Annotated in this window: 10 protein-coding genes; 6 read left to right on the forward strand and 4 right to left on the reverse strand. The window is 64.6% G+C overall.

The features are described from left to right. The first annotated feature begins 216 nt into the window (after positions 1–216). Positions 217–963 (forward strand): hypothetical protein, encoded by a 747-nt coding sequence (locus IE116_RS03445; RefSeq protein ID WP_373302936.1) that lies wholly within the window; start codon positions 217–219, stop codon positions 961–963. Here IE116_RS03445 and IE116_RS03450 read toward each other — a convergent pair. Then, entirely contained in the window at positions 960–1,427 is a 468-nt protein-coding gene (locus IE116_RS03450) for a DUF3175 domain-containing protein (protein ID WP_189609787.1), read from the reverse strand. The two genes, IE116_RS03445 and IE116_RS03450, sit on opposite strands and share 4 nt — an antisense overlap. Before the next feature lie 114 nt (positions 1,428–1,541). On the opposite strand from IE116_RS03450, the gene IE116_RS03455 reads away from it, so the two are divergent. From IE116_RS03455 to IE116_RS03470, 4 genes are all read left to right on the forward strand, one after another. After that, positions 1,542–2,741, forward strand: coding sequence for a GAF domain-containing sensor histidine kinase (locus tag IE116_RS03455; protein WP_189609790.1), 1,200 nt, complete (start codon positions 1,542–1,544; stop codon positions 2,739–2,741). Between the two features lie 72 nt (positions 2,742–2,813). After that, positions 2,814–3,827, forward strand: a complete 1,014-nt coding sequence (locus tag IE116_RS03460) for an SDR family oxidoreductase (RefSeq protein WP_189609792.1) — start codon at positions 2,814–2,816, stop codon at positions 3,825–3,827. Positions 3,828–4,030: 203 nt separating this feature from the next. After that, positions 4,031–5,200 carry a zinc-dependent alcohol dehydrogenase gene (locus IE116_RS03465; protein ID WP_189614418.1) on the forward strand — a complete coding sequence of 390 codons (1,170 nt, stop codon included), beginning with the start codon at positions 4,031–4,033 and terminating at the stop codon, positions 5,198–5,200. Next, on the forward strand, positions 5,197–5,397 hold the full coding sequence (locus tag IE116_RS03470; protein ID WP_229827981.1) for a hypothetical protein: 201 nt from the start codon (positions 5,197–5,199) through the stop codon (positions 5,395–5,397). Before IE116_RS03465 ends, IE116_RS03470 begins: the two co-directional genes overlap by 4 nt. A gap of 72 nt (positions 5,398–5,469) precedes the next feature. Here IE116_RS03470 and IE116_RS03475 read toward each other — a convergent pair whose 3' ends face one another. After that, on the reverse strand, positions 5,470–6,240 hold the full coding sequence (locus IE116_RS03475; RefSeq protein WP_189609794.1) for a spermine/spermidine synthase domain-containing protein: 771 nt from the start codon (positions 6,238–6,240) through the stop codon (positions 5,470–5,472). A gap of 1 nt (position 6,241) precedes the next feature. Next, complete coding sequence (locus IE116_RS03480; protein WP_189609795.1) at positions 6,242–7,372, reverse strand: 3-deoxy-7-phosphoheptulonate synthase; 1,131 nt, start codon at positions 7,370–7,372, stop codon at positions 6,242–6,244. 167 nt (positions 7,373–7,539) lie between these two features. Here IE116_RS03480 and IE116_RS03485 point away from each other — a divergent pair, with 167 nt between their 5' ends. After that, on the forward strand, positions 7,540–11,679 hold the full coding sequence (locus IE116_RS03485) for a CheR family methyltransferase (protein ID WP_189609797.1): 4,140 nt from the start codon (positions 7,540–7,542) through the stop codon (positions 11,677–11,679). On the opposite strand, the gene IE116_RS03490 is transcribed toward IE116_RS03485, so the two are convergent. Further along, a complete protein-coding gene (locus IE116_RS03490; RefSeq protein ID WP_189609799.1) occupies positions 11,680–13,434 on the reverse strand; it encodes a thiamine pyrophosphate-dependent enzyme in 1,755 nt (584 codons plus the stop codon). Positions 13,435–13,543 lie beyond the last annotated feature (109 nt).

Consider the following 13,543-nt stretch of genomic DNA (forward strand, 5'->3'; position numbering starts at 1 on the left):
TGGCGCGGGCCTGGCAAAGGAGAGCCGCCGGGCCGGGAACGCCTGGATACAACTCGGCTCTGCCGCGCCGGCCCCGCGCCGGGCGCTTTGTTGTAGCGTACGGCTGCAATTTTGCACGCCACCCGAACGTTCCCGTCCTTGCTAACGCTTACCCCCGCACCGGATTCGTCCGATAGCGCGTCCTGCCCACCACCGCGACGCGCGTCCACGCGATGCTTGCGTGCGCGTCAGCTGCCGGCTTTCAGTGCGCTGATCGTCAGCGTGCTGACGGCTTATCTGCTCACGGGCTGCGGGTCGACCCGCCCAAGCCTGCCGTCCGACCCGGCGGTGCGCGGCGCCGAGGATCTGAGCTCGGATCAGATGGCGCAGACGGATTTCAATCGCACCTTGACGATCGCGATGCGGGACAACCTGTCCAGTCTCGTTACCCTGATGAACAAGCTCTATCGCAGAAATCCCCGCGAATGGCGAAAGTCGGGCAAAGGCAGTCTGGAAGAGGCGATCGCGGCCGTGCGGTTTTCGATCGAATCGCGCACGCCGCCCCCCAGCGTGGCAGGCCTGCGCGACATCCAGCTGCTTGCGGCGGCGCTGGATCCGAATTATGCCGGCGACCGGGTGGCTGCGTTCGTCTACGGCATGGCCGACACGATCATTGCCGCACACGATGGCAAGACCCGCTTTTACGCGTTTGACCTGCTTGACGCCGATCGTGTCTCCAACGCCGCGCGCAACGTCGAAGCTGCTGCCTGGCTGCTCGCCACCCGGCGCGATGCCGCGGGGCAGCCGCTGTTGCTGGCCAATGAAATGACCGACCGGGGCGTGAACCTGAGCTTCGAACGGGAGTTCGGCGCCCTGATCGGCCGGCTCGATCTGGTCGCCAACCTGCTGGGCGAGAACACCCGCCGTATCGGCATCAACTACGCGCAGAACTTCATGTTCTTCCGCTTCCTGCCGGTGCGTTAATGCGCGGCGGCCTTGGCCTGCGGTTTGGCGCGAGGCTTGGCGCGCGGCCGGCTGGGTGGCCGGCCGAACGCTTCGCGCAACTTGTCCTTGGCCTTGTCCAGCTCTGCGCGCCGCGTCTTGGGCAGGTTGCGCCCGGCGCGATTGATGTAGAAGTTGAGCATGGACATCGCTGACTGGAAGGGCGTGCCTTTGCGGCGGCGACTGGCATTCGATGACTTCTTGAGCGAAGCAGCAATCTCGTCCGGCGTACCGGATTTGAAAATGTCGTGCTCCAGATCCATGGCGTCGCTGGTTTCCATCACGTGATGAGACCATCTGGTCGCGGATCGTCCTTTGCCGTCTGTCCGCCGGCTGGCCGCATGCGCGGTCGAGTGGCGTTGCTTGCGCCCGGACCGGGCGTTACGAGTGCCGCGCGTCGCGGCAGCGGGCTTACGGGTCTTGCGGGAAGATGTTTTTGAAGGCACAGACCGTACTCCGGGAGGGTGGAGGGGTAAGCCGTCGCAAAACAGATACCTGGGTCGAAAAACTCACGTTATCCACTAATATGGTGAATTACGTAGCAGCGAAGGCGCGACACGGTGTCAGGCAACGAAGTCGATAGCGAGCTTCAGGCGGATGTGGCGGCCATTGGCCGCCTCGATGGCGTACCCACCATCCTGTCGGTCGTATGCAAAGTCACCGGGATGGGTTTTGCTGCCGTCGCCCGGGTGACGGACACCCGATGGATCGCCTGCGCCGTGCGCGACGACATCCAGTTCGGCCTGCAGCCCGGCGGCGAACTTGACCTCGATTCCACCATCTGCAGCGAGATCTACACGAACGGCGAGCCGGTCGTCATCGACGAAGTTGCCACCGATCCGCACTTCCGCACCCACCACACGCCTGCCCGGTATGGCTTCCAGAGCTATATCTCGATGCCCATCTACCGCCGGTCGGGTGAATTCTTCGGCACGCTGTGCGCGATCGACCCCCGCCCGGCCAATCTGAAAAACGACGACGTGATCGGGATGTTCCGGCTGTTTGCCGACCTGATCGGGTCCGAGCTGGATGCTCAGCAACGCCTGGCGACGAGCGAAGCGGCCCTGCTGGACGAGCGCGAACGGGCAGAGCTGCGCGAACAGTTCATTGCCGTGCTGGGCCACGACCTGCGCAATCCCCTGGCGTCCATCGCCGCGGGGGCCCAGGTGCTGGCGCATGCGCCGCTCGACAGCCGCGCGTCGACCATGGTCGGCATGATCAGCAAAAGCGTGCAGCGGATGGCCCGCCTGATCGACGATGTGATGGACTTTGCCCGGGGGCGCCTGGGGGGCGGCCTGGGACTGGTGCGGCAGGACAACGCCCCGTTGCAGCCGGCCATTGAACAGGTCGTGTCGGAATTGCGGGTGGCGTGGCCCGAGCGGCTGATCACGTCCAGCATGTCCTTCACGGAACCGGTGGCCTGCGATGCCGGCCGGATCGGCCAGTTGCTGTCCAACCTGCTTGCCAACGCCCTGACACATGGTGACCAGGCGCGGCCGGTGCATGTCGCGGCGTCGACCACGGGCGGCAGGCTTGAACTGTCGGTGATCAACCATGGCACGCCCATGTCGCCGCAGATCCTGGCGCAACTGTTCCAGCCCTTCGTGCGGTCGACCGTCACACGGGTCGAAGGCCTGGGGCTGGGCCTGTACATCGTGTCCGAGATCGCGCGCGCACACAATGGCAGCCTCGACGTCGTTTCCAACGTCGATGAAACGCGCTTCACGTTTCGCATGAGCTGCGGCATCCCCCCGGCCTGAGCGGCCCGCTCCTTGCTCAGGTGCGGTGAACGCCTGCCATCCGGGCAGGTCGTCCCACATTCGGAGCACGTCATGGCGATCAAACTCAAACCCGTATCCCAACAAGTCATGGTCATTACCGGCGCAAGCAGCGGCATTGGCCGCGCTACCGCCGAGCTGGCCGCGAAGCAGGGCGCCAAGCTCGTCCTTGTCGCGCGCGATGCCAGCGCGCTGGAAAGCCTGGTCGCCACCCTGACGGCGGAAGGCGCCGAGGCCATCTCGTGCGCGGTGGATGTGGGCAAACAGGAAAGCCATGACCAGATCCTGACCGCGGCCATGGAGCGCTTTGGCCGCATCGATACCTGGGTCAACAATGCGGGCGTGTCCATCTTTGGCAAGCTGGATCAGGTGTCGGTCGAAGATCAGCGGCAACTGTTCGAGACCAACTTCTGGGGCGTGGTGTACGGCTCGCTCAAGGCCTTGTCGGTACTGCGCGAGCACGGTGGCGCCCTCATCAATCTGGGCAGCGAAGTGTCGGACGTGGCGCTGCCGCTGCAGGGCGCCTATGCGGCGTCCAAGCATGCCGTCAAGGGCTACACCGATGCCTTGCGGATGGAGATCGAAGGCGAGGGCCTGCCGGTATCGGTGACGTTGATCAAGCCGGCGTCGATCGATACGTCGTTTGTCGAGAACGCCAAGAACTACATGGACGTCGAGCCGCGCCTGCCGCCGCCGCTCTATGCGCCGGAAACCGTGGCGCGCGCCATCGTGTACGCGGCGGCGCACCCGCAACGCGACATCTACGTGGGCAGCGCGTCGAAGATGACGTCCGCCTTTGCCCGCCGCATGCCCAAGTTGACGGACCTGCTGCTGGGTCCGGTGATGCGCAATCAGCAGCGCAGCGATACGGCGGCGGGGCAGCATGAAGGCGCGCTGTACGCGCCCCGACAGGATGCAGGTGGCCGCCTGAACGAGCCGCGTATGGTCCGCAGCCGCAGTTACTACACGACCCTGACGACAACGGGGCGGCCCCTGTTGTGGGGCGCCGCGGCGGTACTGGCGGTATCGGCGGTGTCGGCGGGTGCCCAGTACATGCGGCGGCGGTAGGCGTCGACTGCGCGCGCTTTCCATGGCCCGAACCGGGCCTCTCGATGAGCGAGATTTTCCGACGATGAGCAAGGCTTGCCCTGGCGTGCTGGCTCCATGGCAAGCGTGCGCGACGGCATACCGCGGCATGGGCATTGCGCAATGCCCCCTGCCGGTTTGGTTCGCCTTCCGTCGCGGCGCCGGTAACGCTAAAGGAGCTCATGATGAAAGCATTACGGTGGCACGGAAAGAAAGATATCCGGTACGACGATGCGCCAGACCCTGAAATCGAGGAACCGGGCGACGCGGTATTGAAAGTGTCGTCTTGCGCGATATGCGGCTCGGACCTTCATCTTTTCGATGGCTTCATGCCCGGCATGAAGCATGGCGACATCATGGGCCACGAGTTCATGGGCGAGATCGTCGAGGTAGGCAAGGAGACCCGCAAGCTCAAGGTCGGCGATCGCGTCGTGGTGCCGTTCACGATTACCTGCGGCCAGTGCGAGCAGTGCCGCCGTGGCAACTTTTCGGTTTGCGAGCGAACCAACCGCAACAAGAATCTGGCGGACAAGATGTTCGGCCACACCACGGCTGGCCTGTTCGGCTATACCCACCTGACCGGCGGCTATCCCGGCGGGCAGGCCGAGTACGTCCGCATTCCCTATGCGGACACGACGCACGTGAAGGTGCCGAGCACCTTGAGCGACGAACAGGTGCTGTTCCTTGGGGACATCTTTCCCACCGGCTGGCAGGCCGCGGTGCAATGCGACATCGAACCGACCGATACGGTCGCCATCTGGGGCGCCGGCCCGGTCGGGCAGATGACCATCCGCAGCGCGGTGCTGCTGGGCGCCAAGCAGGTCATCTGCATCGACCGCGTGCCGGAACGCCTCCAGATGGCCGCAGCGGGCGGCGCGATCACCATCAATTTCGATGAGGAAAGCGTGCTCGATCGGCTGGGCGAGCTGACGCAGGGGAAGGGTCCCGAGAAATGCATTGACGCCGTCGGCCTCGAGGCGCACGTGACGCGGTCCCTGGACAGCATGGTCGACCGCGCCAAGCAGGCGGTGATGGCCGAAAGCGACCGGCCGCATGTGTTGCGCGAAATGATCTACGTGTGCCGGCCGGGGGGCACGCTGTCGATCCCTGGCGTGTACGGCGGATTGGTCGACAAGATTCCCTTTGGCGCTTCGATGAACAAGGGGCTCACCTGGAAGATGGGGCAGACCCATGTGGCCAAATGGACGGACGATCTGCTGCGCCTGATCGAAGAAGGCAGGATCGACCCGTCATTCGTGATCACGCACACCATGTCCTTGAAAGATGGTCCGGGCATGTACGAGACCTTCCGCGACAAGAAGGATGGCTGCGTGAAAGTGGTGTTGAAACCATGAGCGGGCCGTTTCGGATGATGGCGGCGACCGTGCCGGGCGACGGGGCGTCCAATCCCGGGGACGAGGTGCCCGACGGCACACCGGGCACAGGCGAGAACACCTGCCCGGCCTGCGGCGGCAGCGGCATGCAAGCGGGTGAGCCCTGCGAGGCGTGCGGCGGCAGCGGGGTCGTGACGGTGAACATCGGCGACGCTTGAGAAAAGCGCCGCCGGTGTCTGGAAGACGCCGGGGCCTGCCGCAAGCCGGCACATGCAGCCGGCCGCTGCTTGCTACAGCGCCATCATCGCCGCTGCGATCTGCGCAAAGGCCGGCATCAGTTGCCTCCAGCCGTCCCGGTCCAGCTGGCCGGGGCGGCGGGGCACGACCGAGTCCGGCGCCCTGAAGGGCGGCCCGTTGCGCGCGAACACGATGCAGTTCGCGCCATCGTCGTCCGCGACATCGAACACGGCGTCATCGAAAGCGCGGCGGATCCGGCGCAGCAATACCGGCAGTTCCGGGTCCTGCTGATGCAGGTTCACGACCAGGATGCCGTCGGCGGCAAGCATGGCGCGGCAGTCGTCGTAGAAATCCTGGGAGCTGAGCTGCGGCGGCACGCCGTCGGCATCGAAGCCGTCGACCAGCAACACATCGGGCCGCGCCGCGACATCGCGCACGAAGTCCGCGCCATCGATCTCGCGGATCGTCAGGCGCGCGTTGTCGGGCGGGATATGAAATTCGTTGCGAAGCGCAATGACTTCGGCGCTGATCTCGGCCACTTCGATCACGCTTTTCGGCAGGTGGCGATAGCAGAACTTGGCGAGCGATCCGCCGCCCAGGCCGATCATGGCGATTCGGGCCGGAGCAGGATGGAAAAGCAGAAAGCCCATCATCAGGCGGGTGTATTCCAGATCCAGCGCGTCGGGCTTGAGCACCCACATGCTGCTCTGGATCACGGGCGTGGACAGGTGCAGCGTCTTGATCTGGCCATCGGCCTGGACCGAGGCGGCGGGCGCCGCCTCAGCGCCCGTCTGTGCCACGACGCCGTGCGATGCCTCTGCCATCTCAGCCTGCGTCGGGCAACGCGCGACGCTTGCGCACCGCGTCGGCCAGGGCATGCAGCACGGGTTCGGTGTCGGACCAGGCCAGGCACGCATCGGTAATCGATACGCCCGGCTTCAGAGCGACGCCTTCCTTAAGATCCTGCCGGCCGCCTTCAAGGTGGCTTTCGATCATCAGCCCCAGAATGCGGCGCTCGCCCGCGGCGACCCGGCCGGCCACGTCGTGTGCAACGATGACCTGGCGTTCGTGGTCTTTCGATGAATTGGCATGCGAGCAGTCGACCATGGCCTGACCGCGCAGGCCGGCCTTTTCAAGCGCGGCGCAGCAGGCATCGATCGCGGCGCCGTCGAAGTTGGGTCCGCTTTTGCCACCGCGCAGGATCACGTGCGCGTCATCATTGCCGCGCGTCTCGAAAATGGCGGCCATGCCCATCTTGGTCATGCCCATGAAGGCGTGGCGCGAGCGCGCCGAGACGATGGCGTCGGAGGCGACCTGCACGCCGCCATCGGTGCCATTCTTGAAGCCGATCGGGCAGCTCAGTCCGGACGCAAGCTGGCGGTGGCTCTGGCTTTCGGTCGTGCGCGCACCGATGGCGCCCCAGGCGATCAGGTCGGCCAGGAACTGCGGGCTAAGCAGGTCCAGGAATTCAGTGCCGGTGGGCAGGCCGAGTTCGCTGATCTCGAGCAGCAGTTCGCGGGCACGCCGCAGCCCTTCGTTGATACGGAAGCTGCCGTCCAGGCGGGGGTCGTTGATATACCCTTTCCAGCCCACCGTGGTACGCGGTTTTTCGAAGTACACCCGCATGACGATGAGCAATTCGCCTTCCAGCGAGTCCGCCACGGACTTGAGGCGGCGGGCGTACTCCATCGCCTGGCCGTGGTCATGAATGGAACAGGGGCCGACGACCACCACCAATCTGTCATCGCGGCCGTGCAGAATGTCCGCGATGCGGGCGCGACTGGTTTCGACCAGCGTCTGCACAGCAGGCGACACCGGTAGCTCATCCAAAAGCAGGGCGGGTGAAATGAGCGGGCGGACGGCGCTGATACGCACGTCATCGATCCGGGTGGTATCCAGCGTGGAGTCGGCCAGGCCGACTTCGCGGTCATGCGTCGGGTCGTCGATGCGTGTCAAAGAATGCTCCAGTTCCAGTGCGTATTGCGAGATAATCGCGAGCCTCGGATTGTCACAGAAACCGCGTGATGCCGCCAATCGGCAGGCCTTGTGCAAAAATGTGAAGATTCACTTTCGCTACGGCGAGCCGCCCGAGCCCCCGGCATTCCGGGGTTCGCAGGAAACAGATGAACCAAGACGCGTCAGCCACCACCCCCCGCAACCAGCCCGAACTGGAACGCAGCCATCTATCGTTCCCAATTGTCGGACTGGGAGCCTCTGCAGGCGGGCTGGAGGCGTTGATGCAATTCTTCAGCGCGACATCGCCGACGAGCGGCATGGCATACGTGGTCGTGTTGCACCTGTCGCCCGAACACGAAAGCACGGCCGATCAGATCCTGCAACGCAACACGACGATGCCGGTGCTTCAGGTCAAGGAGCGCACCCCCATCGAAGTGGACCACGTGTATGTGATCTCGCCGTCCTTACACCTGACCATGAACGACGGTCACCTGAACGTCGAGCCCGCCGACCGGCCGCGCGAGCGCCAGGTGGCGGTGGACCTGTTCTTTCGTGACATGGCCGATGTGCACCGGGAACGCGCGTTTGGCGTGATCCTGTCGGGCACGGGATCGGACGGCGCGCTGGGGTTGCAGCGGATCAAGGAACAGGGCGGCATCGCGATCGCGCAGGATCCGGAGGAAGCGCTGTTCGACGGCATGCCGCGCGCGGCAGTCGACACGGGGGCGGTGGACTTCGTACTGCCCATTGCCGAGATTCCCGGCAAGATTGCCAGCATCTGGAGTACGGCCGCCACGATAGAGATGCCCCGGACCGAAGACGGCCCAACCAATGTCAACCCGGCGCGATCCTTCGAACGGGCCGAGGCGGCCGAGATTGCGCTGCGCGAGATCCTGCTGCTGCGCCATCGGACGGGCAACGACTTCAAGCATTACAAGCGCGGCACGATCCTTCGCCGGATCGAACGGCGCATGCAGGTCAATGGCCTGACCGACATGCCGGCTTACCGCGACTTCCTGCAGTCCAGCGCCGACGAAGCGGCCGCGCTCCTCAAGGACATGCTGATCGGCGTCACGAACTTCTTTCGCGACTTCGAATCGTTCGCGGCGCTCGACAATGAAGTGGTGTGGCGCCTGACGGGTGCAAGCGCCGAGGGCGGCGACGGCACGCTGCGCGTCTGGAGCGCCGGATGTTCGAGCGGAGAGGAAGCCTATTCCCTGGCCATGCTGCTGTCGGACGCCATGGATGCGACGCAGGGCATGGGCACGGTGCAGGTGTTTGCCACCGACATCGATGAGCGGGCCATTTCAACGGCGCGCAGCGGGATATACCCGGAATCCATCCTGGTGGACGTGAGCAACGACCGGCTGAACCGGTACTTCACGAAGCACCAGAACCATTTCCGCGTAAAAAAAGAATTGCGGGACAAGGTGCTGTTCGCGGTTCACAATATCCTGAGGGACCCGCCGTTTTCGCGCTTGCACCTCATTTCCTGCCGGAACCTGCTGATCTATCTGGACCGGGACGCGCAGCGCGACATCCTGCAGACCTTCCACTTTGCGCTCATGCCGGGCGGATATCTTTTCCTGGGCGGGTCCGAGTCGGCCGAGGCCGTCGACGAGCTGTTCGTGACGGTCGACAAGAAGCATCGGATCTATCGCGCCAAACCGGTTGCGTCGAGCGTCCGGGCGCCGATTTCGGACGCGGCTCCAAGTGCGTACGCCCGGCTTCCGCAAGTGGCTTCCGAGGTCAGCCTGACCAGTTCAAGGAAAGTCATGTACGCCGAAGTCCACCGCAGGGTGCTCGAGCAATATGCGCCGCCCAGTGTGATCGTGAACCACAACAGCGACATCGTGCACATGTCGGACCAGGCGGGGCGTTTCCTGCGCTACGTCGGCGGCGAGCCCTCGCACAATCTGCTGTCGCTGGTGCATCCGGAACTCCGCCTTGAACTGCGGACTGCGCTGTTCCAGGCCGTCCAGTCGAACAAGAGCGTGGAAGCCCGCCGCGTGCGGCTGCAGCGCAACGATCGCACCTATTTCGTGAACATGGTGGCCAAGCCTTTCCGCGACCATCAGGCCGACGCCGACTTCGTGCTGGTGCTGTTCGATGAAGTCGAGGAGTCGATGAGCCAGGAAAGCGGCACGTCGGTCGAAGGCAAGGACAGCGTGCTGACGCAGCTGGAAAACGAATTGCAGCGGCTGAAAGATCAGCTGCAGGACACCATTGAGCATTCCGAGACCTCGACCGAAGAACTGAAGGCGTCGAACGAAGAACTGCAGGCCATCAACGAAGAGCTGCGTTCGGCTACGGAAGAGCTGGAAACCAGCAAGGAAGAGCTGCAGTCGATCAACGAAGAACTGATCACGGTCAATTTTGAGCTCAAGACAAAAGTCGAAGAGACCGCCAAGATCAACGACGACCTGCAGAACCTGATCTCGTCCAGCGAGATCGCCACCGTGTTCGTCGATCGCGCGATGCGCGTCAAGTGGTACACGCCGCGCGCGGCTGACCTGTTCAACCTGATCGCGTCCGACGCGGGCCGCTCGCTGATGGACATTACCCATAGGCTCGACTACCCGACGCTGGCCGATGATGCCGCCGAGACCTTCACGTCGCTGCGCATGATCGAGAACGAAGTGCCGAGCACCGACGGCGCCTGGTTCCTGGCGCGGCTGGTGCCGTACCGCACCGCGGAAGACCGGATCGAAGGCGCCGTGCTGACCTTTATCGACATCACTCAGCGCAAGCGCGCCGAAGAACGGCTGCGCGCGGGCCAGGAACGGATGCGCCTGGTGGCCGATTCGACGACCGACTACGCCATCATCACCATGGACGAGCAGGGCCTGATCACGGGCTGGAACCGCGGCGCCGAACTGATTTTCGGCTATCGCGCGGTCGAGGTGGAAGGGCAGTCCGGCGCCATCATCTTTACCCCGGAAGACCGCGAGCAGGGCGTGCCGGCCGCCGAACTGGAACGTGCGCGCAAGTTCGGCCATGCTTCGGATGATCGCTGGCATATCCGCAAGGATGGCTCGCGCTTCTATTGCAGCGGTGTGGTCCACCCCATGGTGGACGGCAATTTGCTGGGCTATGCCAAGATCGCCCGCGACCTGACGGATCGCAAGATCCAGGAAAACGCGCAAGACGCCGCGCTGGAACGCACCAGCGCCACCAACGAATTGAAGGACCTGTTCTTTGCGGTGATGTCGCACGAGCTGCGCCACCCGTTGAACCTGATCCAGCTGAACGTCGATATCCTGTCGCGCACGCCGGGCATGGTGACGTCGGCGGTGGGCCGCAAGGCGGTGGAAACCGTGAGGCGGTCGGTGCGCAACCAGTCCAAGATCATTGACGACCTGCTCGACATGTCGCGCGTGTCGACCGGCAAGCTCAAGCTCAACCGTGGCCGGCTGAACCTGGTCCAGGTGGTGCAGGGCTGCATCGAGACGGTGGCGGCGCAGGCATCGGCCGGCAGCGTGCAGATCAGGGTCAACTTGTCTGAAGACCCGGTGATCGTGGATGCAGATGCCACGCGCTCGGAACAGGTGGTGTGGAACCTGTTGAGCAATGCGGTCAAGTTCACGCCGGAAGGCGGTGCCGTGACCGTCACGCTGAAGACGGAGGGCGGTAACGCCCGGCTGGACGTGACCGATACCGGCATTGGCATGGCGCCCGACGCGGTCGAGGCCGTGTTCGACATGTTCAACCAGATCGACCGCCAGCATTCGAACCGCAACAAGAGCGGACTGGGCATCGGCCTGGCGTTGGCAAGGCAACTGGCGGAAGCACACGGCGGCCAGGTCACGGCGTATTCGGAAGGCGAAGGGAAGGGCGCCACCTTCACCTTCCTGCTGCCGCTGGCCGACGGCGCAAGCACCGCCGAACAGCCGGTGGATGCGCCGGTGCAGCACGGTCAGCTGCGCGGTGCGCGCATCCTGCTGGTGGACGATTCGCCCGACGTGCTGGAAACCATGGGCATGCTGCTTGAACTTGAAGGCGCGACAATTACCAGCGCGTCCAGCGGCGCCGCGGCGCTGACAGTCGCCGCCGGCCAAGTTTTTGATCTGATCATCTCGGATATCGCCATGCCCGAAATGGACGGCATGCAGCTGATCAAGAAGTTGCGCGAGATGCCGCCCCTGGCTGACGTGCCGGCCGTGGCGCTGACTGGCTATGGGGGGACGGCGATCATCAACAGTGTGCGGACGGCGGGCTTTTCCGACTATCTGTGCAAGCCCGTGCCCATGGACCAGTTGATCGACAAGGTGTCGAACGTGCTGCCCGCGCGAAACGTCAACGGCTGATCAGGTCAGCTCGCGCACCACGTCGGCCCCCAGCGTGCGCATGATGCGGCCGCCATCCGGCGTGCCGCGCGCAATGGCTTTGGCCATCCGTGCCGCCTGGCCGACCGACGCCTTGGGCGGCATCGGCGGTTCATGCGGATCGATCACGGCTTCGATAACGACCGGACCCGTCATGGCAAACGCCTTCGTCAGCTGTTCCTGACAATGCGCGGGATCGCTGATCGTGACGGCGTGGGCGCCAAAGGCGCGCGCGGCCGCGGCAAAATCGATCGTTTGCAGTTCACATCCGTATTCCGGATTGCCCAGCATCCCCATCTGTTCCCACTTGATCATGCCCAGCGCATCGTTCTTCATGATCACGATCTTGATGTCCAGGCCATATTTCACGCAGGTGGCGAGCTCGCCCATGAGCATGGTGAATCCGCCATCGCCCACCACCGCGACGACCTGACGCTGCGGGTACGCAATCGCGGCGGCGATTGCATAAGGCACGCTGCAGGCCATTGAGGCAAGCGTCCCCGAGCACGAAAACTTCATGCCGTCCCGCAGGTTGACGTGGCGCGCCACCCAGGCGGTGATGGTGCCCGAGTCCACCGCGACGATGGCGTTGTCACGCAGCAGGCCGTCCAGGTGGTGCACGACGACCTGGGGTTTCATGGGCATGTCGGTGCGCGTGGCGCGTTCGGTCAGCAGGTCCCGCCATTCGGCCATGCCATCCTGCGCCGTGGTCAGGAAGCCGCGGTCATCGTGCGGGGTCAGACGCGGCAGCAGGGTGGCCAGGACGCGGCCGGTGTCGCCGACCAGGGCCGCGTCCACGGGATAGCGCAGGCCGATCCGCGCCGGGTCGGCGTCGATCTGCACGGCGCGCGCCTTGCCGGGCTCCGGGTAGTACTCGATATAAGGAAACGAGCTGCCGACGATGAGCAGTGTGTCGCAAGATTCGAGGGCGTCCTGGGCTGGCCGTGTGCCGAGCAGTCCGACGCCGCCGACGTTATAGGGGTTGTCATCGGCCAGCACGGCCTTGCCGAGCAGGGCCTTGGCCACCGGGGCGCCCAGGCGGTCCGCCAGGGTTTCGAGCAGGGGTCCGGCGCTGGCTGCCCCGCGGCCCGCCAGGATGCAGATCTTCTTGCCCTCGTTCAGGATGGCTGCCGCGCGTTCGAACTGGTCGTCGGTGGGCAGGGCAATGTTGCTGGCCTGCAGGTCCGTGACGTGATGCGCGACGTTGCGCGATGACCGCTTGTCGTCTTTGACGGGCTGCGACTGCATGTCCACCGGTATGGTCACGTGCGCAACGCCGTTGCGGGCCAGGGCGGTGCGGCACGCCAGATTCATGACGTTCTCGACATGGGCCGGTCCCATCACGCGGGCGTTGTACACCGCCACGTCCATGAACAGCCGATCCAGTTCGACATCCTGCTGGGTGTACGTGCCGATCAAGTCGTGGTACTGCAGCCCGGTGATGGCAAGGACAGGCGCGCCGTCCAGCTTGGCGTCGTATAGCCCGTTCAGCAGATGCACGCCGCCAGGTCCTGACGTGGACAGGCAGACGCCCAGCTTGCCCGTGAACTTGGCATAGGCGCAGGCCATGAAGGCGGCGGCCTCTTCGTGGCGGACCTGGATGAAACGGATCTGCTCCTGGCGCGTTCTCAGTGCTTCCATGATGCCGTTGATGCCGTCCCCGGGCAGGCCGAAGATCGTGTTCACTTCCCAGTCGACGAGGGTGTCGACCAGAATGTCCGCCGCTGTCTTATTCATGAAAGGCTCCTGTCATGGCGTGGTTGCGATGGCAGTCGCGGCGCAATGCGCGTTCCCTGCGATGCGCTCCTGTGGCGGGCGTTCCCGGAACGGGTTTTGCGCCGGGCCT

The organism is Pigmentiphaga litoralis (assembly GCF_014651835.1).
Taxonomy (GTDB): Bacteria; Pseudomonadota; Gammaproteobacteria; order Burkholderiales; family Burkholderiaceae_B; genus Pigmentiphaga; species Pigmentiphaga litoralis.

Excerpts from the sequence above, each read along its gene's own strand:
- IE116_RS03460 (WP_189609792.1), top strand. The coding sequence starts at position 2,814 with ATGGCGATCAAACTCAAACCCGTATCCCAACAAGTCATGGTCATTACC.
- IE116_RS03465 (WP_189614418.1), top strand. The coding sequence starts at position 4,031 with ATGAAAGCATTACGGTGGCACGGAAAGAAAGATATCCGGTACGACGAT.
- IE116_RS03470 (WP_229827981.1), top strand. The coding sequence starts at position 5,197 with ATGAGCGGGCCGTTTCGGATGATGGCGGCGACCGTGCCGGGCGACGGG.
- IE116_RS03475 (WP_189609794.1), bottom strand. The coding sequence starts at position 6,240 with ATGGCAGAGGCATCGCACGGCGTCGTGGCACAGACGGGCGCTGAGGCG.
- IE116_RS03485 (WP_189609797.1), top strand. The coding sequence starts at position 7,540 with ATGAACCAAGACGCGTCAGCCACCACCCCCCGCAACCAGCCCGAACTG.
- IE116_RS03490 (WP_189609799.1), bottom strand. The coding sequence starts at position 13,434 with ATGAATAAGACAGCGGCGGACATTCTGGTCGACACCCTCGTCGACTGG.